General features: G+C 70.3%; 21 protein-coding genes. 10 read left to right on the top strand and 11 right to left on the bottom strand.

Annotated features, from left to right (window positions below; all coding sequences use genetic code 11):
* Nucleotides 1-525: 525 nt before the first annotated feature.
* Nucleotides 526-1,506, bottom strand: a complete 981-nt coding sequence (locus ACWC1K_RS23490; RefSeq protein WP_450833942.1) for a tetratricopeptide repeat protein — start codon at nt 1,504-1,506, stop codon at nt 526-528.
* 230 nt (nt 1,507-1,736) lie between these two features.
* On the opposite strand from ACWC1K_RS23490, the gene ACWC1K_RS23485 reads away from it, so the two are divergent.
* Nucleotides 1,737-2,366 (top strand): TetR/AcrR family transcriptional regulator, encoded by a 630-nt coding sequence (locus tag ACWC1K_RS23485; protein WP_450833941.1) that lies wholly within the window; start codon nt 1,737-1,739, stop codon nt 2,364-2,366.
* Between the two features lie 12 nt (nt 2,367-2,378).
* Here the strand turns inward: ACWC1K_RS23485 and ACWC1K_RS23480 are convergent, their stop codons facing one another.
* Both ACWC1K_RS23480 and ACWC1K_RS23475 read right to left on the bottom strand, forming a co-directional pair.
* A complete protein-coding gene (locus ACWC1K_RS23480; RefSeq protein WP_450833940.1) occupies nt 2,379-3,386 on the bottom strand; it encodes a trypsin-like serine peptidase in 1,008 nt (335 codons plus the stop codon).
* Between the two features lie 112 nt (nt 3,387-3,498).
* A complete protein-coding gene (locus ACWC1K_RS23475) occupies nt 3,499-5,199 on the bottom strand; it encodes an acyl-CoA mutase large subunit family protein (protein ID WP_450833938.1) in 1,701 nt (566 codons plus the stop codon).
* 108 nt (nt 5,200-5,307) lie between these two features.
* On the opposite strand from ACWC1K_RS23475, the gene ACWC1K_RS23470 reads away from it, so the two are divergent.
* Nucleotides 5,308-6,030, top strand: a complete 723-nt coding sequence (locus ACWC1K_RS23470; protein WP_450833936.1) for a hypothetical protein — start codon at nt 5,308-5,310, stop codon at nt 6,028-6,030.
* Here ACWC1K_RS23470 and ACWC1K_RS23465 read toward each other — a convergent pair.
* The gene (locus ACWC1K_RS23465; RefSeq protein ID WP_450833934.1) at nt 5,996-6,334 is read right to left on the bottom strand and encodes a DUF3817 domain-containing protein; all 339 of its coding nucleotides are present in this window, start codon (nt 6,332-6,334) and stop codon (nt 5,996-5,998) included. The two genes, ACWC1K_RS23470 and ACWC1K_RS23465, sit on opposite strands and share 35 nt — an antisense overlap.
* Nucleotides 6,335-6,377: 43 nt before the next feature.
* Nucleotides 6,378-6,887: a MarR family winged helix-turn-helix transcriptional regulator gene (locus tag ACWC1K_RS23460; protein ID WP_450833932.1), complete on the bottom strand. Its 510-nt coding sequence runs from the start codon at nt 6,885-6,887 to the stop codon at nt 6,378-6,380.
* A 239-nt stretch (nt 6,888-7,126) separates the two neighbouring features.
* Between ACWC1K_RS23460 and ACWC1K_RS23455 the strand changes: the two genes are divergently transcribed.
* Nucleotides 7,127-8,125 carry a glycoside hydrolase family 6 protein gene (locus ACWC1K_RS23455; protein ID WP_450833931.1) on the top strand — a complete coding sequence of 333 codons (999 nt, stop codon included), beginning with the start codon at nt 7,127-7,129 and terminating at the stop codon, nt 8,123-8,125.
* 41 nt (nt 8,126-8,166) lie between these two features.
* Here ACWC1K_RS23455 and ACWC1K_RS23450 read toward each other — a convergent pair whose 3' ends face one another.
* From ACWC1K_RS23450 to ACWC1K_RS23435, 4 genes are all read right to left on the bottom strand, one after another.
* Complete coding sequence (locus ACWC1K_RS23450; RefSeq protein ID WP_450833929.1) at nt 8,167-10,155, bottom strand: galactose oxidase-like domain-containing protein; 1,989 nt, start codon at nt 10,153-10,155, stop codon at nt 8,167-8,169.
* 4 nt (nt 10,156-10,159) lie between these two features.
* Nucleotides 10,160-11,956: a glycosyltransferase family 2 protein gene (locus ACWC1K_RS23445; RefSeq protein WP_450833927.1), complete on the bottom strand. Its 1,797-nt coding sequence runs from the start codon at nt 11,954-11,956 to the stop codon at nt 10,160-10,162.
* Nucleotides 11,957-12,131: 175 nt separating this feature from the next.
* Entirely contained in the window at nt 12,132-12,425 is a 294-nt protein-coding gene (locus ACWC1K_RS23440) for an MTH1187 family thiamine-binding protein (RefSeq protein WP_450833926.1), read from the bottom strand.
* Complete coding sequence (locus ACWC1K_RS23435; protein WP_450833925.1) at nt 12,422-12,778, bottom strand: DUF3817 domain-containing protein; 357 nt, start codon at nt 12,776-12,778, stop codon at nt 12,422-12,424. The genes ACWC1K_RS23440 and ACWC1K_RS23435 overlap by 4 nt, the downstream gene beginning before the upstream one ends.
* A gap of 166 nt (nt 12,779-12,944) precedes the next feature.
* On the opposite strand from ACWC1K_RS23435, the gene ACWC1K_RS23430 reads away from it, so the two are divergent.
* The 4 genes from ACWC1K_RS23430 to ACWC1K_RS23415 all read left to right on the top strand — a co-directional run bounded on the left by ACWC1K_RS23430 (nt 12,945) and on the right by ACWC1K_RS23415 (nt 15,595).
* A complete protein-coding gene (locus ACWC1K_RS23430) occupies nt 12,945-13,577 on the top strand; it encodes an AIM24 family protein (protein WP_450833978.1) in 633 nt (210 codons plus the stop codon).
* Between the two features lies 1 nt (nt 13,578).
* On the top strand, nt 13,579-14,229 hold the full coding sequence (locus ACWC1K_RS23425; RefSeq protein WP_099931341.1) for an AIM24 family protein: 651 nt from the start codon (nt 13,579-13,581) through the stop codon (nt 14,227-14,229).
* On the top strand, nt 14,226-15,023 hold the full coding sequence (locus ACWC1K_RS23420; protein WP_450833923.1) for an AIM24 family protein: 798 nt from the start codon (nt 14,226-14,228) through the stop codon (nt 15,021-15,023). The genes ACWC1K_RS23425 and ACWC1K_RS23420 overlap by 4 nt, the downstream gene beginning before the upstream one ends.
* 95 nt (nt 15,024-15,118) lie before the next feature.
* Nucleotides 15,119-15,595 (top strand): MarR family winged helix-turn-helix transcriptional regulator, encoded by a 477-nt coding sequence (locus ACWC1K_RS23415; protein ID WP_450833922.1) that lies wholly within the window; start codon nt 15,119-15,121, stop codon nt 15,593-15,595.
* Between the two features lie 153 nt (nt 15,596-15,748).
* Here the strand turns inward: ACWC1K_RS23415 and meaB are convergent, their stop codons facing one another.
* Both meaB and ACWC1K_RS23405 read right to left on the bottom strand, forming a co-directional pair.
* Nucleotides 15,749-16,705, bottom strand: coding sequence for a methylmalonyl Co-A mutase-associated GTPase MeaB (gene meaB, locus ACWC1K_RS23410; protein WP_351474232.1), 957 nt, complete (start codon nt 16,703-16,705; stop codon nt 15,749-15,751).
* Nucleotides 16,706-16,742: 37 nt separating this feature from the next.
* Nucleotides 16,743-17,945, bottom strand: coding sequence for an acetyl-CoA C-acetyltransferase (locus tag ACWC1K_RS23405; RefSeq protein WP_365839541.1), 1,203 nt, complete (start codon nt 17,943-17,945; stop codon nt 16,743-16,745).
* Between the two features lie 147 nt (nt 17,946-18,092).
* Between ACWC1K_RS23405 and mce the strand changes: the two genes are divergently transcribed.
* The 3 genes from mce to ACWC1K_RS23390 all read left to right on the top strand — a co-directional run bounded on the left by mce (nt 18,093) and on the right by ACWC1K_RS23390 (nt 23,742).
* The gene (gene mce / locus ACWC1K_RS23400) at nt 18,093-18,533 is read left to right on the top strand and encodes a methylmalonyl-CoA epimerase (protein WP_099931336.1); all 441 of its coding nucleotides are present in this window, start codon (nt 18,093-18,095) and stop codon (nt 18,531-18,533) included.
* Nucleotides 18,534-18,744: 211 nt separating this feature from the next.
* A complete protein-coding gene (gene scy, locus ACWC1K_RS23395) occupies nt 18,745-22,623 on the top strand; it encodes a polarized growth protein Scy (protein ID WP_450833920.1) in 3,879 nt (1,292 codons plus the stop codon).
* A 183-nt stretch (nt 22,624-22,806) separates the two neighbouring features.
* Complete coding sequence (locus tag ACWC1K_RS23390) at nt 22,807-23,742, top strand: coiled-coil domain-containing protein (protein ID WP_030950047.1); 936 nt, start codon at nt 22,807-22,809, stop codon at nt 23,740-23,742.
* The last annotated feature ends 206 nt before the right edge of the window (nt 23,743-23,948 follow it).

Raw genomic sequence — 23,948 nt, 5'->3', positions numbered from 1 at the left:
CAAACCGCGCACCGATCACCGGCGATCACCCCCGAGCGACAACCACTGGTCGCGCCTGACACACATCACGCACAACCTTGCTGGACAGGCTTCGCCGAGCGGCGAAGACCCCCCTGCCCAAGAGCCGACGCCAGGGGCGCAGGCTCTGCTCGGTGGGGACCCAGGAACTCCCGCGACCCAACCGGCTGTCGGGGTACGGGAAAGGACCGAGCGTGGCCGATCGTGGTGCATTCTCGCCGCCCGCACAAGGGGCTTCGTTACTGGGTAGTAACGGCGCGATAACCGAAGGACGACCCACAGGTCCCGGGTGGCGACGGAGGGTGCAGCCGGGGGCCCGGACAAAACTATTGATCGTTGGACAGAAACCGACAGATCAACGGCCGGAACTTACTCCCAGTAACAGCGGCCGCGATTACCAAGATTTGGTAAAGCGCGGCCGCACTGACGTTCCTCCGGCAAATCTTTCACTCGGGCATCACATGCCCTGGTGTTTAGCGACTGGTCAGAACCGGGCCGCCGCCCTGCTCAGAACAGGGCCCGGGCGAGCGCCCTGCGGGCCGCCGCCACCCTCGGATCATCCGCCCCTACAACCTCAAAGAGCTCCAGCAGTCGCAGACGTACCGTGTCGCGGTCGTCACCCGCCGTGCGCCGGACGGCGTCGATGAGCCGCCCGAAGGCGTCCTCCACATGGCCGCCGACCAGATCCAGATCGGCCGCGGCGATCTGCGCCTGCACATCGGCCGGCTTCTCTGCGGCGTCCTTGCGCACCTGCTGCGGGTCGAGGCCGCCGACGCGCTGGAGCAACTCGGCCTGTGCGAGGCCCAGTTTGGCCTCCGGGTGGCCGGGGTCCTCGCTCAGCACGTTCTTGTACGCCTGCACCGCACCGCCGAAGTCCCCCGAGTCCAGGGCCTGTACGGCCGCCTCGAGCAGCGCGTCGTACGGTCCGGCCGGCGCCGCCTCGGCGGCGGCCTGGCCGCCGCCCGGCTCGGCGTCGGGGTCGACCGTGAGTCCGGTCAGGCCGAAGCGCTGCTCGGCCACCTGCACGAGCTGGTCGAGGGTCTGGCGGATCTGCTGTTCGCCGGCGGCCCCCTGGAAGAGCGGCAGCGCCTGCCCCGCCACCACGGCGAAGACGGCCGGGATCCCCTGGACCCCGAACTGCTGCATCAGCATCTGGTTGGCGTCGACGTCGATCCTTGCGAGGAGGAAGCGCCCGTTGTACTCGACGGCGAGCCGCTCGAGCACGGGGCTCAGCTGCTTGCAGGGCTCGCACCACTCGGCCCAGAAGTCGATGACGACGGGCACCTCGGTGGACCGCTGCAGGACCTCGCGCTCGAACCCGGCCTCGTCGACGTCGATGACGAGATCGGCCGGGGAGACGGCTCCCGGACCGCCGCCCTGCCGGGCCGCTTCGGCGCGGGCCTGCTCCGCCTTCGCCTTGGCCTCCTGGGCCGCCTTCACCGCGGCGAGGTCGACGACTCCGCTCATGGACATGTTCCGTGGCTGCATGCGTCTATCCTCCCCCGTTCCCGCGCATCAGAGAAAAGCGTTGAGAAAGCCGGTCCTGTTGCGTTCTGTTCGGCGCCGGGTCCCCACCCTGCGCCAGTGGTTGTCACCCGTGGAGTCACTCACGAGCTTTCGCTACGAGTCGTAGCGTAATGGCACCGAGTGCCTCTCCGACACCACCCCCCGGTGATCTCCCTCACGGCCTCACAGGAACTGCCGGTTATGGTCGTGGGATGCAGAGCCGCACTCCCACCACCCGCGCCTCGGGACGCCCACGCAGCGCCGAGGCGGACGCCGCGATCCTCGCGGCGACCCGGGAGGCCCTGGTGGAGCTGGGCTGGTCGAAGCTCACCCTGGGAGACGTCGCGTTGCGGGCGGGGGTTGCAAAGACCACGCTCTACCGCCGCTGGTCCGGCAAGAACGAACTCGTCGTCGACGCGGTGGCCGAACTCTTCGACGAACTGGTCCTGCCCGACCGCGGCAGCCTGGCCGCCGACATCGAGGGCGTGGTCCTGCAGTTCGCGGCGATCCTGGCCCGCCCGGAGGCCGCGAGCGGCCTGATGGCGGTCGTGGCGGAGTCGACCCGCGACGACGCCCTGCGAGAGCGCATCCGCTCCTCGATCGTGGAACGCCAGAAGAGACTGGTCCTGGAGGGCCGCGCCCGCGCCCAGACCCGCGGCGAACTGCCCCCCGAGACCGGCCCCGAAGACGCCGTCCGCACGGTCGACCTCATCTTCGACGTGGTCGCGGGCGCCGTGGTCCACCGCACGCTGGTGAGCGGCTGCGCCGCCGACGAGGACTGGGTACGCGACCTCACGGCCCTGCTCCTCGCCGGCCTCGGAGCAGAACCCCCGCAGCCGTAGCGGCGTGCGACGCTACGACTTCGGGCCCGCCGGCGGGGCGCCGGCGACCGCGTGGCCGTACAGGGCCCGGACGTTCTTGCCGAAGTAGGCGCTGTAGGAGATCTGAGGGGTGTAACCACCGGTGTGGTAGCCGCCGACGACCCCGATCACCGCCCAGCCTCCCGGCCACGGCACCAGCATCGGTCCGCCGCTGGTGCCGTCCACGAACGCGTCACAGGCGATGCGCGGGTAACTGCCCGGCTCGGCGGGGTCGTCGCTGTCCCAGCGGGTGGTGCGGCTCCAGCACTCCAGCGGCTTCTCGGCGCCGCCCGGGTAGCCGATCATCCGCACGGCGGCGTGGTGGTACCCGGTGCCGGTGAGCAGCTGCACCCCGCCGGTCACGTCCTCCAGCCGCGTCCCGTCCTGGTTGGGCTCGGTGACGGCGAAGCCGTAGTCGTACTCGGCGCCCGCGTGCTCCCCGAGGTCGTAGTACTCCTGCGGGACGTAGACGCCGTTCGGGCGGACCGGGAAGACTCCGTACGGCTTCTGGCCGTCGTGGTAGCGCGGCACGAAGGCCAGGTTGCGGCGCGGGGAGCTGCCGGAGTAGCCACGCAGACAGTGCCCGGCGCTCAGCACCAGGTTGCGCCCGGGGCTGCGCACCACGGAGCCGCTGCAGGTGCGACCGGTGCCGCTGACGTCGGTCCAGAAGAAGGTTCCGGCCTGGGACATGCCGTCGAAGCTGCGGCTCGGCGGGATGTACTCGCCGGGCCGGGGGCCGTCCACCGCCGAGGAGGCGGTGGCGGAGACCGAGTCCGTCTCCAGGCTGGAGGGTGCGGAGTCCGCGTCCAGACCGGTGTCGACGGGCCGTGCGGCCGTGAGCCGCGCGGCGCTCCAGTAGGCGTCGAGCCGCGCGGCGAGCGGGTTCACCGGAGGCGGGCCACCATGGGCGGCCGCGACCGGCGCCAGCGCTGCGCACGGCAGCAGGGCCGCTGCGAAGGCGACGGCGGCCCGTACCGCCCTGGGTCTGAAAAGCCTACGCACCGTCAGTTCCCCTGGGAGTCGGCAGTTTCGACGGGCCGATGCTATGCACGGGAACGATCGTGGAAAAGGAGGCAGGTCACATTTTCATAAACGCGTCTGCGGTTGCCGGCCGTCAGAACCCCGCCGGCTCGGTGTACACCCCCCACTCGTCCCGCAGCACCCCGCAGATCTCGCCCAGGGTCGCCTCGGCGCGTACGGCGTCCAGCATCGGCTCGATCATGTTGGTGCCCGAGCGGGCCGCGGCGAGCATGGCGTCCAGGGCCGCCCGCACCCCCGCCTCGTCCCGCGCGGCCCTGCGGCCGCCCAGCACCCGCACCTGCTCCCGCTCCACCTCATGGCTGACCCGCAGGATCTCCAGATCCCCGGTGACGGAGCCGTGGTGGACGTTCACGCCGACGACCCGCTTGTCGCCCTTCTCCAGCGCCTGCTGGTACCGGAACGCCGACTCGGCGATCTCGCCGGTGAACCAGCCGTCCTCGATCCCGCGCAGAATCCCGGAGGTGATCGGTCCGATCGGGTGCTGTCCGTCCGGATGCGCCCGCAGCCCCCGCTCCTTGATCTGCTCGAAGATCTTCTCCGCGTCCGCCTCGATCCGGTCCGTCAGCTGCTCGACGAACCACGAACCGCCCAGCGGATCGGCCACGTTGGCGACCCCGGTCTCCTCCATCAGCACCTGCTGCGTGCGCAGCGCGATCTCCGCCGCCTGCTCGCTCGGCAGCGCGAGGGTCTCGTCCAGGGCGTTGGTGTGCAGCGAGTTGGTCCCGCCGAGCACCGCCGCGAGCGCCTCCACGGCCGTACGCACGACGTTGTTGTACGGCTGCTGGGCGGTCAGGGAGACACCGGCGGTCTGGGTGTGGAAGCGCAGCCACTGCGCCTTCTCGGACTTCGCCCCGTACACGTCCCGCATCCAGCGCGCCCAGATGCGCCGCGCCGCACGGAACTTGGCGATCTCCTCGAAGAAGTCGACGTGCGCGTCGAAGAAGAAGGACAGCCCGGGCGCGAACACGTCCACGTCCAGCCCGCGCGAGAGCCCCAGCTCCACGTACCCGAACCCGTCGGCCAGCGTGTACGCCAGCTCCTGCGCGGCCGTCGCCCCGGCCTCGCGGATGTGGTAGCCGGAGACGGACAGCGGCTTGTACGCGGGGATCCCGGCCGCGCAGTACTCCATCAGGTCGCCGATCAGCCGCAGATGGGGCTCCGGCTGGAACAGCCACTCCTTCTGGGCGATGTACTCCTTGAAGATGTCCGTCTGGAGCGTGCCGTTGAGCACCGAGGGATCGACACCCTGCCGCTCGGCGGCGACGAGATACATGCAGAAGACGGGAACGGCCGGCCCGCTGATGGTCATGGACGTCGTCACGTCGCCCAGCGGGATGTCCTTGAACAGGACCTCCATGTCGGCGGCGGAGTCGATGGCGACCCCGCAGTGCCCGACCTCGCCGAGCGAGCGCGGATCGTCGGAGTCGCGCCCCATGAGGGTCGGCATGTCGAAGGCGACGGACAGACCGCCCCCGCCGTTGGCGAGGATCATCTTGTAGCGCTCGTTGGTCTGCTCGGCGTTCCCGAACCCGGCGAACTGCCGGATGGTCCACGTACGCCCTCGATAGCCGGTCGGATACAGCCCGCGCGTGAAGGGGTACTCCCCGGGCCAGCCGATCCGCTCGAAGCCGTCGTACGTGTCCCCGGGCCGGGGCCCGTACACCGGCTCCACGGGGTCCCCGGAGAGCGTGGTGAAGTCGGCCTCACGCTTGCGCGAAGCGTCGTACCGGGCCTGCCAGCGACGGCGGCCCTCCTCGATGGCGTCAGCGTCCATGCTTCGAATTTACTAGGACGTCCTAGTAAATGTCGAGGGCAGTCCGTGGGCGGCCGCCCGATCGAAAACCGGTCGGCGCCCTCTCGGAAAAGCCCTACCTTGTGCCGTATGACGCCTGAAGGACCACGCCATCTGCTCGTGCAGGCCCGGGGCGAGCCGTCCCCGCTGTACGAGCCCGCAGGCGGCTGGTGGGACGAGGAGCCAGATGCGTTCACCGTCGGCATACCGCTGGAGGACAGCGCTCTCGCCCTGCCCGCGCACCTCCTGGACGCCCTGCGCTCCTGGTCCCTGCCCGGCCCTCCGAACGTCGAGCGGGGCCTGACGGCGGCACAGCGCCTGGCCCGGCACCTCGGCCCCTCCTGGGCGGTCCACTACTGGGACGAACGCCGTCGCACGGTGAAGCGGCTGTGCTGGGGCTGCGACCGCCTCCACGGGGAACGCGACAGCCACGGCGATCCGCCGCACCCGGTCGACATCACGGTCGAGGGCGAGTTCAAGTACGGTCCGCTGCGCTCCGACGGTTTCGGGGACTTCTTCCCCGACGATCCCGCCGCCGCGCTGGATCTGTCCGACGGCCTGGTCGCCGATCTCCGCGCATGGGCGCGGAGCATCGACGACACGCTCAACCTGTCCCTCCGGGACCGGGTGGACGGCAAGTACGACAGCGAGTGGGAGCGGCTGTTCCGTGCGGGCTCGGCGCTGGCGCAGCGGCTCGCGGACGAGCTGGGGCCGTCGCGGACGGTGACCTACAAGGGCCTGGCCAACGGCGGCCTGGCGGCCATCACGTCGGTCGTCGTCACACCTTCGCGACCGCGGGCGAGCCCTCCGTGAGCTGGGCCTCCAGCTCGTGGCTGATCTTCCGCTCGACGAAGAAGGCGGCCGTCGGGATCGTCCCGGCGAGCAGCACCCACAGCTGCTTGCCGACCGGCCACTTCGCCTTGGAGCCCAGGTCGAAGGCGAAGATCAGGTAGACCACGTAGAGCCAGCCGTGCGCGATGGCGACGACGCGGGTGAAGTCCGCGGCGCCGCTGACGTCCAGGCCGTACTTGGCGATCATGCTCAGGCACAGCAGGACCAGCAGGACACCGGTGACGTAGGCCATGACGCGGTAGCGGGTCAGCACGCTCTTCTTCATGGCGTCGAGCGTAACCGCCCGTTCCGGGAGATCTTGGGCCGGGTCAGTCCTCGGCGAAGTCCTTCGCCGCCACCCGCAGCGGGCGCAGCATGGCGAAGATCTCCGCGCACTCCTCGGCGTCGTACGCACCGAGGCCGAAGTCCATCGCCATCAGGTCGCGGGTGGCCGCCTCGACGACCTCGCGGCCCTTGTCCGTGATGGAGGCGAGGGTGCCGCGCCCGTCGTTGGGGTTGGGGCGCTTGGCCACCAGGCCCGACTTCACCAGGCGGTCGACGGTGTTCGTCACCGAGGTGGGGTGCACCATGAGCCGCTCGCCGATCTTCGACATCGTCAGCTCGCCCTCCTTGGAGAAGGTGAGCAGCACCAGCGCCTCGTACCGTGCGAACGTCAGTCCGTACGGCTTGACCACCGCGTCGACCTCGGCGAGCAGGATCTGGTGCGCACGCATGATCGAGGTGATGGCGGCCATGGACGGCACGCTTCCCCAGCGCTGCTTCCAGAGCTCGTCAGCTCGGGCGATCGGGTCGAAAGGAAGACTGAGCGGCTTCGGCACGGAACCGACCTTACCGGCCGGTCACATGCTGGTCAGCCCCGTCTCGCCCATCGGTCCCCCGCACTTGCGGGGCGAGGAGTACGCGGCACCCCGCGCCCACGCCGCCGGGCAGCGCGCTCGTGCCGCCGGACGCCTGCCGCGTCCCACGGCTGCCATGTCTAACCCTGCAGCCTGAAATCCCTTGTGCAACGATTACTGACGAATCATCAGTAAATGTCACCTTCGCTCCAGGGAGCAGCATGTCCCGGCTGATCCACATCCTCACGGCTGTCGCGGTCCTCGGGCTTGCGGCGGGCTGCTCGTCCGCGTCCCACATCGACACGGCCGCCGCGGCGGGCAGAGCCTCGAAGAAGGCGGCCCGCGCAGGCGCCATGGACTTCTGGGTCGACCCGGAAAGCCCGGCCGCCAAGCAGATCAAGGAGTGGCGGCGGGCGGGCCGCGCCCAGGACGCGCACCTGCTCAAGCGGATCGCGGACGAACCGCAGGCGCTGTGGCCGGCCGGCGAGATCGACCCGGGCCCCAAGGTGAGGGCGGCCGTCGAGTCCGCGGACGAGGAGAACCGCACGGCGCTCCTGGTGGCGTACGACATCCCGCACCGCGACTGCGGCCAGCACTCGGCGGGCGGCGCGGCCGACGCGGACGCCTACCGGGACTGGATCGGCAAGTTCGCGGACGCGCTCGGGGACGGCAAGGCCCTGGTCGTCCTCGAACCGGACGCGGTCGCGCACATCGTGGACGGCTGTACACCGGCCGGGTACCACGACGAGCGCGTGCAGCTGCTGAACGAGGCGGTCGTCCGCCTCAAGCAGCAGCCGAACACCAAGGTGTATCTGGACGCGGGCAACCCGGCCTGGATCCGCGATCCGTGGAAGCTGGTCGACCCGCTGAAGCAGGCCGGCATCGAGAAGGCCGACGGGTTCGCCCTCAACGTCTCCAACTTCCAGACGGACGAGCTCACCAAGGCGTACGGCCTGGAGCTCTCCGCCGACCTCGGCGGCAAGCACTTCGTCGTCGACACCAGCCGCAACGGAAACGGCCCGCTGCCCGGCGCCTGGTGCAACCCGCCGGGCCGTGCGCTGGGCACCCGCCCGACGACCGACACCGGCGATCCCACCCTCGACGCCTACCTGTGGATCAAGCGGCCCGGGGAGTCCGACGGGACGTGCGGGAGCGGGCCGGCCGCGGGCACCTGGTGGCCGGAGTACGCCCTGGAGCTCGCACGCAACTCCAAGCCGTAGCCGACGGCTGCGGCACGGGTCGGACGGGCCGGCCGGCCGGGTCACTTCACGTGGATCCATCTGGCCTCGGACGGCGTGCCCTGCGCGTCCGTCACGAACAGCATGTACCAGCCGGGCGGCACCAGGGCCGGATCGTCCGGTACGTCGACCGTCACCGAGTGCCCGTCCTTGGTCAGGCCGAGCGCGATGGAGCGCTGCTCGACGTCGGTGGTGTGGGTGACCGCGCTGGGCCGCATGAGCCTGGCCTTCGTCACCCGTTCGGGGTGGTCGGTGCGGTAGGTCGCGCGGCGGTCCTTGCCGAGCTCCTGAGGGCCGCCCTCCAGTACGGGGCGGTTCTCGCCGCCCCGGTGCAGCGCGGGTGGGGTGAAGACCTCCATGCGCTGCTCGAAGTGGCCCAGCTTGGTGTTCTGCTGGTCGTCGAAGAGCGGGTCGGAGCCGAAGGTGGCGACCCGCCCGTCGGGCAGCAGCAGCGCCTCGGAGTGGTAGTTGCGGCCGACGGTGGGCGCGGCCGCCTCGCGGAAGGCGTTGCTCTTCGGGTCGTAGAACTGCGCCTTGAAGATGTTGCTGGCGCTGCGGCCGCGGTAGTCCTCGGAGCCGTTGGTCGTGAACACCGAGTCGTCCGGCATGATCACGCTGTTCAGGTACCGCGTGCCCTGGGGGAGGTCGGGCCCGTCCTTGAACACCGGGTTGTCCTGCTTCAGATCGACGACGGCCGTGCGCGGGGTCGACCTCCTGGACTCGCCGACGCCTCCGCCGCCCAGGATCATCACCTTCTGGTCCTGCGCGGGCGGCAGCAGCAGGGAGGAGGAGGTCTCCGTCTCGTCCGGGTCGCGCAGCCCCGGAACCTTGCGGAAGGTGTTGGTCCTCAGGTCCCACAGCCCCGGCTCCCGCCCCTGGTCGGCGGGCCCGTAACCGGCGTTGGAGGACGTGTAGAACAGCTTGCCGCCCTTGGTCAGGAAGAGCGCGGGGTACGTCGGGAAGTACCGCTTGGGGCCGGGCGACCACTTCTTGGTCCTCGGGTCGTAGATCTCGTTGTCCCCGGGGTCGATCATGCCGACGTCGTCCAGTCCGGAGACGGCGAGCACCCGCCCGTCGTCGAGTCCGACGAGCGTCGGATACCAGCGGGCCTTCTGCATCGGGTCGACGGGCACATACCGCTCCGCCACGGGATCGAACTCGTAGGCGGCACGGATGCCCTGGAAGTCCTGCTTGTCGAGGGTGATCTTCTCGCTCAGCCCATAGGTGTTGGCCGCGTCCTTGCCGGTCAGCCCGACGATGTCGTACTGCGCCTGCTTCTCGGTGACGGACAGCGGACCGGCCTCGACGGCCTCGACGAAGACCCGGGCCTCGCCCGCCACCACCGGGGCGGGGGCGGGGGCCTGCCCGGGCCGCACCGCGCCGGCCCCGACCGCACCGGCTGCGGGTTCGGCCTTCGGGACGGTGACGTCGAAGCGGCTGACGTACTCGACGCCGGCGGGCGAGCGGAAACGGGTGCCCTTCTTCAGGAAGACCGACTTGAGCGGGTTCTCGTTCTTGACCCGCATACCGCCGCCGGCCCGTTTGACCTCGCCGTCGAGCAGTTCGTAGCGGGCGGTGCCGCCGGCCACCAGGAGCCGCCCGTCCGGGAGCTGGGTGTGGCCGGAGCAGAAGAAGTCGGCGGGGGTGGGGATCTTCTTGAAGGTGTTCGCCTTCGGGTCCCACAGAACGGTGTCGAAGGACCCGGCGTTGAATTTCTTCTGCTCGTTGCCCGACCCGGCGACGATCAGCACCTTGCCGGTGTGCAGGAGCGCCGCGTGGATGGCGTTGGTGCGGTACTGCGCGGGGATGTCGACCCGCTGCCAGGAGCCGTACTTCGCCTGGTACTCGGGCTGGGCGATCTTGTACTCGTGGTACTCCTCACCCGCGAACTCGACCGCTGCGGGGGCGTTGAGACCGGCCAGGACCATGACGCCCCCGACTCCGAGGACGGCCCTCCTCGTGGTCCTGTTCCCGGGGCTCTTGCGGTACTTGTTCTCAGCGTTCCGGGCCATGGCGCTAGCTGCCTCCTGTCGTGGTTCCGGAGACCGGGGAGCCCGCGCCGCTGGTGGCGAGGGCGGGCTCCGTGCCGTCGACGGCACGAGTGGTCCGGTGCGGTGCCTGCCGCTCCCGCCGCTCCCTGAGGAGCGTGGAGCACCACACCGCGACCGGTGCGAGGGCGATGACCATGGCCAGGACGGCCCAGGTCCGCATGGCCGCATGGGTGTGGTCCAGGACGACCGAGGCGGCCAGGGAGGCCGCGAGGAGCACCGCCCAGAAGAGGTGGATACGGAAGGTGAGCAGACGGTCGGCGCTGGCGTCCGCGCCCTTGGGGGTCACGACGAACCTGCTGGGCCGGCGGACGAGGGCCTCACCGAAGGACTTGAGGTAGATCGGCGCGGCCAGGGCCGACATCGCCATGCCCGCGAGCCCGCCGGACCCCTCCGGCTCGTGGGGCGAGATGTTGTGCCGCCGGTTCCACAGATACAGCCCGATCTGCAGGGCTGCGGCATCGCTGTAGAGCATCAGCCACACCGAGGAGGCGACCTGCGTCCCGGAGGCCCCGAACCAGAGGAAGAGGACACAACTGAGGATGCCCAGCAGCCAGTTGACCGCCGTCATCGGGTAGTAGACGAGCATCAGGGTGTACGAGAACAGGCGTCCCGGAGGCATCCGGAACAGCGCTTTGCGGTACTGCTTGAGCAGCGTCTCGTAGGTCCCCCGCGACCAGCGCATCTGCTGCGTGAAGAAGTCGGTCCAGGAGGCGGGTCCCTCCCCGACGGCCAGTACGTCCGGCGTGTACACGGACCGCCAGTAGTTGCCGGTGAGGGGATTGCGCCGCTGGTGTATCTCGAACCCGGTGGCCATGTCCTCCGTGATGGAGTCGTACAGCCCGCCTATCTGCTTCACGGCGGCGATCCGCACCACGTTGTTGGTACCGACGAACATGGGGGAGCGATACCGGTTCCCGGCACGCTGGATCAGCGCGTGGAAGAGGAACTGCTGCGACTCGGCCGCCTTGGTGACGGGATGGTCGGCATAGTTCCCGTACACCTGGGGCCCGACCACGAAGGCGACATCGGGGTCCCGGAAGTACCCCATCATCCTTTCGAGGAAGTTGGGGCGCGGGACGTGGTCCGTGTCGACGGAGGCGAAGAAGTCGTACGCGTCGCCGTGCATGGCGATCCAGGCGTTGTAGTTGCCGTGCTTGGTCAGTGCCTTGTGCGCGCCGTGGGCCTGGTTCCACTGCGGAACGCCGCGCCGGGTGAAGTGCCGGACTCCCAGCTCCGCGCACAGCGCCTTCGCCTGCTCGTCGTCTCCCTCGTCGAGGAGCCAGACGTCGAGGACGCTGCCGGGCCCGGCGTGGGTGATCCGGACGGCTCCCTCCAGGGTGGCGCGGACCATGGAGAGGGGTTCCTTGCCGGGGACGTACGTGGTGAGGAAAGCAACGCGGGTACCGGCTTCGGGGACCACCGGGACGGGGTCACGGGCGACCAGCGTGGCATGGGCGACCGAGGCGACATTGACCACCATGAACAGCTCGATGAGCCCGATGGATATGAGCATCGTGACATCGAGCCCGACCAGCCAGCTCTCCCCGCCGTCGCGCTCCACCCAGTGCGTGGGCCAGACGAGGTAGACGAGCAGCGTCCCGGTGAGCACCGGGGCGAGGGTCATCAGCAGGACGGCCTGTATTCGGCGCGGCTCGCTGGAGAGCAGCGAGGTGTACTGCACCTGGTACGACGCGTCGCTCGGCTCGGTGAGAGGTCCGGCCAGTCGGCTGTGGGTGTCGTATGCGTAGCCCTCCGACTGCACGGCGCCCTCCAGTGAGTGAGGTGTGATCGGCAGAGGAGTACCGATCACCCCCTACCAAACTGGAGTTTCGGGGGCGGGGCGACCTGGAGGCGTCCAGGCGGGTGGGGCGGCCGCATCTCCCGCCCCACCATGAGCAGTTCGTCCGCCGGGCCGGCCTGGTGGCAGCCCCGGCGTCCTAGTCGGCGAGGTAGCGCTCCACCGTCTCCACCTTGGCGGTGAGACCGTCGGTCACTCCGGGCCGGATGTCCGCCTTGAGGACCAGGGACACGCGCGGCGCCCGCTGCTCGACGGCGGCGACGGCGCGCTTGACGACGTCCATCACTTCGTCCCACTCGCCCTCGATGCTCGTGAACATCGCGTCGGTGCGGTTGGGCAGGCCGGACTCGCGTACGACGCGGACGGCGTCGGCGACGTACTCCCCCACCTCGTCGCCGACGCCCAGCGGTGTGACGGAGAAGGCGACGATCATGCGTTCACGATTCCTTCCTTTTCCTTGCGCGCGCGAGCCGCGATGACCTCGTCCTCGGCGGCGCGGCGCAGCGCGCGCTCGATGATGAAGCCCCCGCCCGGGATGATCGAGTAGGCGAAGTAGAGGGCGGCCTTGCCCTTGTCCCACTTGGTGCGGTTCCAGGCGTCGGCCCAGAAGAGCACGTAGATGATGAACAGCACGCCATGGATCGGGCCGAGCACACGGGCGACGTCGACGTCGGGGTTGATCGTGTACTTGATGACCGTGCAGGTGAAGAGAATGATCCAGGACACACCCTCCGGCACGGAGATCAGTCGGAGGCGGCGGATGGCGGAGGCTGTCTTGAGGTCCACGGGTCACCTTCGGGAGTTGCGACGGCTGCTTGCCGATTTGTGAACGCACGCACAAGCGTCCACCCATTGTGACAAACCGTTCCCCTAGGGGTGCGCTCAGGGTGCTTCTCCACCCCCGGGCCCTGTGCGCTGCACCCGCCGTGCGGCTACCTTTCGCAGCGTGGCGATGTTTCGACTCCAAGGCAGCAAGGTGCTCGCCGTCGACATGACCGGGGACGCCGTGAAGGCGAAGAACGGCTCGATGGTCGCGTACGACGGGCAGATGGCCTTCAAGAAGCTGAGCGGCGGCGGTGAGGGCATCCGGGGCATGGTGACCCGGCGGCTCACCGGTGAGCAGATGACCGTGATGGAGGTGAAGGGGCAGGGGACGTGCTGGTTCGCGGACCGGGCCTCCGAGATCAATCTCGTGAGTCTCCAGGGGGACAAGCTGTATGTGGAGTCGAGCAATCTGCTCGCGACCGACGCCGGCCTCAGGACCGGCACGACCTTCACCGGGCTGCGCGGTGCCTCGCAGGGCAACGGGCTGTTCACGACGACCGTCGAGGGCCACGGCCAGGCGGCGATCATGTCGGACGGCCCGGCGGTGGTGCTGCGGGTGAGCGCGCAGTACCCGCTGACGGTCGACCCGGGCGCCTACATCGCGCACCAGGGGAATCTGCGGCAGTCCTTCCAGTCCGGTGTGACGTTCCGCACGTTCTTCGGCGAGGGCGGCGGCGAGGCCTTCCAGATCCGGTTCGAGGGGGACGGGCTGGTGTACATACAGCCGAGCGAGCGGAACACGATCGCGGGGGATGTGTGACATGCCCTTCCGTGAGATCAACTCCAAGATGGTCGAGGCGACGGTGCTGCCCGGCCAGCGGCTGTTCAGCCAGCGCGGCGCGATGCTCGCCTACAAGGGCGAGGTGTCCTTCACCCCCAACATCCAGGGCGGCCAGGGCGGGATCATGTCGATGATCGGGCGCCGGGTGGCCAACGAGGCGACGCCGCTGATGTCCGTGGAGGGCAGCGGCACGGTCCTGTTCGGGCACGGCGGTCATCACGTCCAGGTCATCAACCTCACCGGCGACACCCTCTATGTGGAGGCGGACCGGCTGCTCGCCTTCGAGGGCACGCTCCAGCAGGGCACGATGTTCATGGGCTCGCAGGGCGGCGTCATGGGCATGGTCCGCGGCCAGGTCACCGGCCAGGGGCTGTTCACGACCACCCTCAAGGGACACGGCTCGGTGGCCGTGATGGCCCACGGCGGCGTCTTCGAGATCCCGATCACCCCCCAGCGGCCCGTGCACGTCGACCCGCAGGCGTACGTCGCGCACCACGGCGACGTCCGCAACAAGCTGTCCACGGCGCTGGGCTGGCGCGACATGGTGGGACGCGGCTCCGGCGAGGCCTTCCAGCTGGAGCTCAGCGGCAACGGCGCGGTGTACGTCCAGGCCTCGGAGGAGAAGCTGTGAGCGCGTACGGGACTCCGGGCGGCCCGACGGTCTTCGACCCGATGACGCTGCCGGTCGACGACAACGTCAACAAGTACACCTTCTGCGTGGAGCTCAAGGGGAGCCAGTGGTTCCTGCAGAAGGGGAAGATGATCGCCTACTACGGCTCGATGGAGTTCAACGGCATCGGACACGGCCGGCTCGACCGACTTGTCCGTACGTCCTTTCATTCGCCACTGCACGCGAGCGACTGGGTCGTGGCGGAGGGCTCGGGCAAGATGCTCCTCGCCGACCGGGCCTTCGATGTGAACTCGTACGACCTCGAGGACGGCAATCTGACCATTCGCTCGGGCAATCTGCTCGCTTTTCAGCCAAGTCTCGCGCTCAAGCAATCGATTGTGCCGGGTTTTCTGACCCTGATCGGAACCGGAAAGTTCGTGGCCGCATCTAACGGTCCGGTGGTGTTCATGGAACCGCCGATCCGGGTGGACCCGCAGGCGCTCGTCGGCTGGGCCGACTGCCCGTCGCCCTGTCATCACTACGACCACGGCTACATGACGGGCCTGATGGGCGGCCTACGTGCGATGACGGGCCTCGGCGGGGCCTCCGGGGAGGAGCACCAGTTCGAGTTCGTGGGAGCCGGCACGGTCCTGCTCCAGTCCTCGGAAACCCTCATGGCCGAGCAGCCCACGGGGGCGGTTCCACCGGAGCCCGGCGTACCCGGCGGCGGGGCGCACATGGGCCCTTCACCGCAAGCCGGCGCACCGCGCCTTCCCGGACAGCTGGGAGACCTCCAGCGTCGCTTCGGGCTGTGAGCGGTAGTCTGCGGAGTGTGACGTCGAACGTGTGCGCGCAGACATCACACCACCCTCACTAGTTCGCCTTTCAACATTTTAGGTAGACTTCATTCATGGAGACCGAGACGGCCACCCGCTGGCTGACCGATGCGGAGCAGTGCGCCTGGCGCACCCACCTGGAGGTCAACAGGCTGTTGACGTACCAGCTCGAGAGGGACCTGCAGCCGTTCGGCCTGACAATGAACGACTACGAGATCCTGGTGAACCTCTCCGAGTCGGAGGACGTACGGATGCGGATGAGCGACCTCGCGTCCGCCACCCTCCAGTCCAAGAGCCGCCTCTCCCACCAGATCACCCGGATGGAGAACGCGAACCTGGTCCGCCGGGAGAACTGCGAGTCCGACCGCCGCGGGCTCTACGCGGTCCTCACGGAGCACGGCATGGAGACGATGAACAAGGTCGCCCCGCACCATGTGGCGTCCGTGCGCAGGCACTTCATCGATCTGCTGTCCCCCGAGGCCATGGCGGAACTCGACAAGGCCCTGAAGCCCATCGCGGAGCACCTGCGCGGGCAGCGGGGACGCCCCTAGCGCCCCTGGGCGCTCCGAGTGCACAACCGGCAGGCGGGACCCGAACCGGGCCCCGCCTGCCGTTGCACGACCCCCTCGACCCCCCGCTCACGCCCACGGCCCGCGCATCGAGGCAACAGCGCGGGCCGGGAGCCGGGCACGCGACAGCGCGCCTCAGCCCTGCGTCAGCCCCGCCACCAGTTCGTCCGCCGCGCGGTAGGGGTCCAGGTTCCCGGCCACGATCCGTTCCGCCAGGGCGCTCAGGCGGCGGTCGCCGTGCAGGTCGCCGATGCGTTCGCGCAGAGCCGTCACGGCGATGGTCTCGACCTCGCGGGAGGCGCGGGCCAGGCGGCGTTCCGCCAGGACGCCCCGCTCCTCCATCCATGCGCGGTGCTTCTCCAGGGCCTCGACGACCTCGTCGACACCCTCGGCACGCGCGGCGACCGTCTTGACGATCGGCGGGCGCCAGTCGCCCGGACCGCGGGACTCGCCCAGGCCCAGCATGTGATTCAGCTCGCGGGCGGTGGCGTCGGCGCCGTCACGGTCGGCCTTGTTGACGACGTAGACATCACCGATCTCGAGGATTCCCGCCTTCGCCGCCTGGATGCCGTCACCCATGCCGGGGGCCAGCAGCACCACGGAGGTGTCCGCCTGGGAGGCGATCTCGACCTCCGACTGGCCGACACCGACCGTCTCGACCAGGATCACGTCGCAGCCCGCCGCGTCCAGCACCCGGATCGCCTGCGGGGCGGCCCACGCGAGCCCGCCCAGGTGCCCCCGGGTCGCCATCGAGCGGATGTAGACGCCGGGGTCGGAGGCGTGCTCCGACATCCGCACCCGGTCGCCGAGCAGGGCGCCGCCGGAGAAGGGCGACGACGGGTCGACGGCCAGGACGCCGACCCGTCTGCCCTGCTTGCGGTACGCCGTCACCAGCGCCGAGGTCGAGGTGGACTTGCCGACGCCCGGCGAACCGGTCAGACCGACCACATACGCATTGCCCGTCAGCGGAGCAAGCGCCTCCATGACCTCCCTCAGCTGCGGGGACGCCCCCTCCACCAGGGAGATCAGCCGGGCCACGGCCCGCGGCCGGCCTTCCCTCGCCTGGGCGACGAGTGTGGAGACGTCCTGCATCACAGCTCCGTTCAGAGATCGACGTACGAAGGAGAACTCAGGCCTTGGGTACCCGCACGATCAGTGCGTCACCCTGACCGCCGCCGCCGCACAGCGCGGCCGCACCCACGCCGCCGCCCCGGCGCTTGAGCTCCAGCGCCAGATGCAGGACGAGCCGGGCGCCGGACATGCCGATGGGGTGGCCCAGGGCAATCGCGCCGCCGTTGACATTCACCTTTTCCGTTGAAACTCCGAGGTCCTTCATTGACTGCACGGCCACGGCGGCGAAGGCCTCGTTGATCTCGATCAGGTCCAGGTCCTCGACCCCCAGGCCCTCCTTCTTCAGGGCGTGCAGGATCGCGTTGGACGGCTGCGACTGGAGCGAGTTGTCCGGGCCCGCCACATTGCCGTGGGCGCCGATCTCGGCGATCCAGTCCAGGCCCAGCTCCTGCGCCTTGGCCTTGCTCATCACGACCACGGCCGCCGCACCGTCCGAGATCTGCGAGGCGGAACCGGCCGTGATCGTGCCGTCCCGGGTGAACGCCGGACGCAGCTTGCCCAGGGACTCCGCCGTCGTGTCGCCGCGGATGCCCTCGTCCTTGCTGAAGAGGACCGGCTCGCCCTTGCGCTGCGGGATCTCCACCGGGGTGATCTCGGCCTCGAAGATGCCGTTCTTCTGGGCGGCGGCCGCCCGCTGGTGGGACAGGGCGGCGATCTCGTCCTGCTCGGGGCGCTGGATGCCCAGGCGCGTGTTGTGCTTCTCCGTCGACTCGCCCATGGCGATGTTCTCGAAGGCGTCGGTCAGGCCGTCGTACGCCATGGCGTCGAGCATCTCGATGGCGCCGTACTTGAAGCCCTCGCGGGACTTCGGCAGCAGGTGGGGCGCGTTCGTCATGGACTCCTGGCCGCCCGCGACGATCACGTCGAACTCGCCGGCGCGGATCAGCTGGTCGGCGAGCGCGATGGCGTCGAGGCCGGACAGACACACCTTGTTGACGGTCAGTGCCGGGACGTTCATCGGGATGCCGGCCTTGACGGCGGCCTGGCGTGCCGGGATCTGCCCCGCCCCGGCCTGCAGCACCTGACCCATGATCACGTACTGCACCTGGTCGCCGCCGATCCCCGCACGGTCGAGGGCGGCCTTGATCGCGAAGCCGCCGAGGTCGGCTCCGGAGAAGGACTTGAGCGAGCCCAGCAAGCGTCCCATGGGCGTACGTGCCCCCGCGACGATCACCGAGGTGGTGCTGTTCGATCCAGACATGAGCTGCGATCCCCTTCCGGCTGCACTGCCGAGGAGTGAACGAGGGTTTACTTCGAATGTACTGAGTGGCACTCCGTGCCGTCACCCGGCAGTCGGTGTGATCGCTGGCACGTTGCGTAACCATTCCAGGAGCGCTGCACTAACACCATGCTGACGCGAATCGACCACATCGGAATCGCCTGTTTCGATCTCGACAAGACCGTCGAGTTCTACCGGGCCACATACGGCTTCGAGGTGTTCCACTCCGAGGTCAACGAGGAGCAGGGCGTCCGCGAGGCCATGCTCAAGATCAACGACACGTCCGACGGCGGTGCCTCCTACCTGCAGCTTCTGGAGCCGACGCGACCGGACTCGACCGTCGCCAAATGGCTCGACAAGAACGGCGAGGGTGTCCACCACATCGCTTTCGGTACGGCGGATGTGGACGCCGACGCGGCCGACATCAAGGAAAAGGGCGTACGCGTTCTGTACGAAGAGCCCCGGCGCGGCTCCATGGGGTCACGAATCACGTTCCTGCACCCGAAGGACTGCCACGGCGTTCTGACAGAACTGGTCACTTCCGCGCCTGTTGAGTCACCTGAGCACTGACCCCCGTACATATGGGCCGGTAGGGTTGGGGGCGGTCGCCGTCTCTGTGGGGGGTGACCGCACGCCGGGGACCGTGTTTCGGGGGTCGAGCGTCGGGGCAGCAGCCCATGCTCCGCCGATGATCTGACACCATTCCCCGGGGGCCCCGTTCGGCGGATGGACGGAGCTCGTTTGGCCAGACTTGCGACCAGGGGACGGATGGGACCGCGCAGTGCGGGGCTACGAACGCCAGGAGCGAGAGCCGGCGGCTGACGTCGACCACCTCTCTCGGTTCGAGGCCGAGATGGAGCGGCTGAAGACCGAGCGGGAAAAGGCGATCCAGCACGCCGAGGACCTCGGCTACCAGGTCGAGGTGCTGCGCGCCAAGCTGCACGAGGCGCGCCGCACCATCATGTCCCGGCCCTCCTTCGACGGCGGTGACATCGGCTACCAGGCCGAGCAGCTGCTGCGGAACGCCCAGATCCAGGCCGACCAGCTGCGTCTGGACGCCGAGCGCGAGCTCAGCCAGGCCCGTGCCCAGACCCAGCGCATCCTCCAGGAGCACGCGGAGCAGGCCGCCCGGCTCCAGGCCGAGCTGCACCAGGAGGCGGTCACCCGCCGCCAGCAGCTGGACCAGGAGCTGGCGGAGCGCCGGCAGACCGTCGAGTCGCACGTCAACGAGAACGTGGCCTGGGCGGAGCAGCTGCGCGCCCGTACCGAGTCCCAGGCGCGCCGGCTGCTCGACGAGTCCCGCGCCGAGGCCGAGCAGGCCCTGGCCGCCGCCCGCGCGGAGGCCGAGCGGGTCGCGAGCGAGGCCAGGCAGCGGCTGCAGAGCGAGGCCGAGGAGGCCCGCGCGGAGGCGGACCAGCTGCTGCGCCGGGCGCGTGCGGACGCCGAGCGGCTGCTGAACGCCGCGTCCACGCAGGCCCAGGAGGCCACCGACCACGCCGAGCAGCTGCGCAGCTCCTCGGCCACCGAGTCGGACTCCGCCCGCCGCCAGGCGCAGGAGCTGAGCCGGGCCGCCGAGCAGCGCATGGCGGAGGCCGAGGAGGCGCTCCGCAAGGCGCAGGCCGAGGCCGACAAGCTGGTCACCGAGGCCACCGCGGCGGCCGAGAAGGCCCTCGCCAGCGCCGAGTCGACGAACGAGCAGCGCACCCGTACGGCGAAGGAGCAGGTCGCCCGGCTGGTCGAGGAGGCCACCAAGGAGGCCGAGGCCACCAGGTCGGACGCCGAGCAGGTCGTCGCGGACGCCCGTTCCGAGGCGGAGCGGATCGTCGCCGAGGCCTCCGAGAAGGCCCGCACGATCACGGCCGAGGAGAGCGCGACCCAGCTGTCCAAGGCGGCCAAGACGGCCGAGGACGTCCTCAACAGGGCGCAGGAGGACGCGAAGAACACCACCAAGGCCGCGGCCGAGGAGGCCGAGCGGATCCGCTCGGAGGCCGAGGCCGAGGCGGACCGGCTGCGCGCCGAGGCGCACGACCTGGCCGAGCAGCTCAAGGGCGCGGCCAAGGACGACACCAAGGAGTACCGCGCCAAGACGGTCGAGCTGCAGGAGGAGGCGCGCCGGCTGCGCGGCGAGGCCGAGCAGCTGCGTGCCGACGCGGTCGCCGAGGGCGAGAAGATCCGCGCGGAGGCCCGCAAGGAGGCCGTCCAACAGATCGAGGAGGCGGCCAAGACCGCCGAGGAGCTGCTCGCCAAGTCCCGGCAGGACGCGGACGAGCTGCGCCAGAAGGCCACCGCGGACAGCGAGAAGGTCCGTACGGAGGCCATCGAGCGCGCCACCACGCTGCGCCGGCAGGCCGAGGAGACCCTCCAGCGCACCCGTCAGGAGGCCGAGCGGCACCGCGAGGAGGTCGTCGAGCAGTCCGAGGGCATCAAGGCGGAGGCCGAGCGGGCCGCCCGGGAGCTCCAGGAGGAGACCGAGCGGGCCATGGAGGCCCGCCGGGCGGAGGCCGCCGAGGAGCTGACGCGGCTGCACACGGAGGCCGAGGAGCGCCTCGCCGCCGCCGAGCAGGCACTGACCGAGGCCCGCGAGGAGGCGTCGCGGATCCGCCGCGAGGCCGCCGAGGAGAGCGAGCGGCTGCGCGCCGAGGCCGCCGAGCGCATCCGCACCCTGCAGGCGCAGGCCGAGGCGGAGGCCGACCGGCTGCGCAACGAGGCCGCGTCGGACGCGTCCGCCTCCCGGGCCGAGGGCGAGGCCATCGCCGTACGCCTGCGGTCCGAGGCGGCCGCGGAGGCGGAGCGGCTGAAGTCGGAGGCGCAGGAGAGCGCCGACCGGGTGCGGGCGGAGGCGCTGGCCGCCGCCGAGCGGCTCGGCACCGAGGCCTCCGAGACGCTGGCCGCCGCGCAGGAGGAGGCCAACCGGCGCCGCCGCGAGGCCGAGGAGACCCTCGGCGCCGCGCGCACCGAGGCCGACCAGGAGCGCGAGCGGGCGCGCGAGCAGAGCGAGGAGCTGCTCGCCTCGGCGCGCAAGCGCGTGGAGGAGGCGCAGACCGAGGCCGTACGGCTGGTCGAGGAGGCCGACCGGCGCGCGAACGAGATGGTGTCGGGCGCCGAGCAGCACGCCCAGCAGGTACGGGACTCGGTGGCCGGGCTGCACGAGCAGGCCCAGGAGGAGATCACCGGGCTGCGCAGCGCCGCCGAGCACGCGGCGGACCGTACCCGGCGCGAGGCGCAGGAGGAGGCGGACCGGGTCCGCTCCGACGCCTATGCCGAGCGGGAGCGGGCGAGCGAGGACGCGGCCCGCATCCGGCGCGAGGCGAACGAGGAGACCGACGCCGCCAAGTCGCTTGCCGAGCGCACGGTCGCGGAGGCGATCGCGGAGTCGGAGCGGCTGCGTTCGGACGCGGCCGAGTACGCGCAGCGGGTGCGCACGGAGGCCTCGGACGCGATCGCCGAGGCCGACCAGGCGGCGGCGCGCACCCGGGCGGACGCCCGCGAGGACGCCAACCGCATCCGTTCGGACGCGGCGGCGCAGGCGGACGCCCTCATCACCGAGGCGCGCGCGGAGGCCGAGCGGCTCACCACCGAGACGGTCCGGGACACCGACCAGCTGCGCACCGAGACGGTCGCCGAGGCCGAGCGGGTGCGGGTCGAGGCGGTCGCCAAGGCGGAGAAGCTCATCGGGGACGCCACCGGGGACGCGGAGCGGCTGCGCGCCGAGGCCGCCGACACGGTCGGGGCGGCGCAGCAGCACGCCGAGCGGATCCGCAGCGAGTCGGAGCGGGTCAAGGCGGAGGCTGCGGCGGAGGCCGAGCGGCTGGTCAACGCCGCGCGCGAGGAGGCCGAGCGGACCCTCGACGAGGCGCGCAAGGACGCCAACAAGCGGCGCCAGGACGTGGCCGAGCAGGTCGACACCCTCATCACGGAGACCACGGCCGAGGCCGACAAGCTGCTCTCCGAGGCGCAGCAGCAGGCCCACAAGACCACCGCCGACGCCGAGGCGCAGGCCGACACCATGGTCGGCGCGGCCCGCAAGGAGGCCGAGCGGCTGGTCTCGGAGGCGACGGTCGAGGGCAACACGCGGGTGGAGAAGGCCCGTACGGACGCGGACGAACTGCTCGTCGGCGCCCGCCGGGACGCCACCCAGATCCGAGAGCGCGCCGAGGAGCTGCGCGACCGCATCACCGGTGAGATCGAGGCGCTGCACGAGCGGGCCCGCCGCGAGGCCGCCGAGACGATGAAGTCCACCGGCGACCGCTGCGACGCGCTCATCAAGGCCGCCGAGGAGCAGCTGGCCAAGGCGCAGGCGAAGGCCAAGGAGCTGGTCTCGGAGGCGAACTCCGAGGCGGGCAAGGTCCGTATCGCCGCCGTGAAGAAGGCCGAGGGCCTGCTGAAGGAGGCCGAGCAGAAGAAGTCGGCGCTCGTCAGGGAGGCCGAGGAGCTCAAGGCCGAGGCGATCCGCGAGGCCAAGCGCACGGTCGAGGAGGGCAAGCGCGAGCTGGAGATCCTGGTGCGCCGGCGCGAGGACATCAACGCCGAGATCTCCCGTGTCCAGGACGTCCTGGAGGCGTTGGAGTCTTTCGAGGCTCCGGGTGCGGGCAAGGACGGTGGCGTCAAGGCGGGCGCCACGGTCGGCGCCCCCCGTTCGGGTAAGCCGTCGGACAGTTGATCGACAGGGTCAAATGCTGCGCCGTCTGGGGCCTTTGACCAAATTTTTGGCAAGTGGTCCGAGGGTTAGCCACCCAAAAGGGGTCTCATTCTCCAGATCAAACACGTATCCGCTCGATGACACACCGCTTCGGCCCCTAGGATTCCCCCTATCACCTCACCGGTCTCATTTGACAGGAACCCCATGAGCGACACTTCCCCCTACGGCTTCGAGCTTGTGCGGCGTGGGTACGACCGCGCTCAGGTGGACGAACGAATCTCCAAGCTCGTCTCCGACCGTGACAGCGCTCTCGCCCGCATCACCGCTCTGGAAAAGCGCATCGAGGAGCTCCACCTCGAGACGCAGAACGCCCAGGCCCAGGTAACCGACGCGGAGCCGTCGTACGCCGGTCTCGGCGCGCGTGTCGAGAAGATCCTCCGCCTCGCCGAGGAAGAGGCCAAGGATCTGCGCGAGGAGGCCCGTCGCGCGGCCGAGCAGCACCGCGAGCTGGCGGAGTCGGCGGCCCAGCAGGTGCGCAACGACGCAGAATCGTTCGCTGCGGAGCGCAAGGCCAAGGCCGAGGACGAGGGCGTCCGGATCGTCGAGAAGGCCAAGAGTGACGCCTCGCAGCTGCGTTCCGAGGCGCAGAAGGACGCGCAGTCGAAGCGCGAGGAGGCCGACGCCCTCTTCGAGGAGACCCGCGCCAAGGCCGCGCAGGCCGCCGCCGACTTCGAGACGAACCTCGCCAAGCGCCGCGAGCAGTCCGAGCGTGACCTGGCGTCCCGTCAGGCCAAGGCCGAGAAGCGCCTCGCGGAGATCGAGCACCGCGCGGAGCAGCTCCGCCTGGAGGCCGAGAAGCTGCGCACCGACGCCGAGCGCCGCGCCCGCCAGACGGTGGAGACCGCTCAGCGCCAGGCCGAGGACATCGTGGCCGACGCGAACGCCAAGGCCGACCGGATCCGTTCGGAATCGGAGCGCGAGCTGGCCGCCCTCACCAACCGCCGCGACAGCATCAACGCCCAGCTGACGAACGTCCGCGAGATGCTCGCGACGCTCACGGGCGCCGCGGTGGCCGCCGCCGGTTCGCCGGCCGAGGACGAGCCGATCTCCCGTGGGGTTCCGGCGCAGCAGACCCGGTAACACCGCCTGACGGCAGCCAGGGCCCGCACCATCTCCCCCGAGGGTGCGGGCCCTGGCGTGTTTCCCACGTGCCGGCCCTGCCGGTCGGCGCCTTCCGGGACCTGCCCGCCGCGCCCGTCCCGCACCACGACCCGTGTCCGCCAGCAGCTCGGCGGCTCCTGCGGCGCCGGAGGACGAGCCCCGAGCCCGCTCAAGTGGCAGCCCCC

The sequence above is a fragment of the Streptomyces sp. NPDC001492 genome (genome assembly GCF_053597275.1).
The sequence above is the reverse complement of the archived record's forward strand: the minus strand, read 5'-3'. Positions and strand labels throughout refer to the sequence as shown.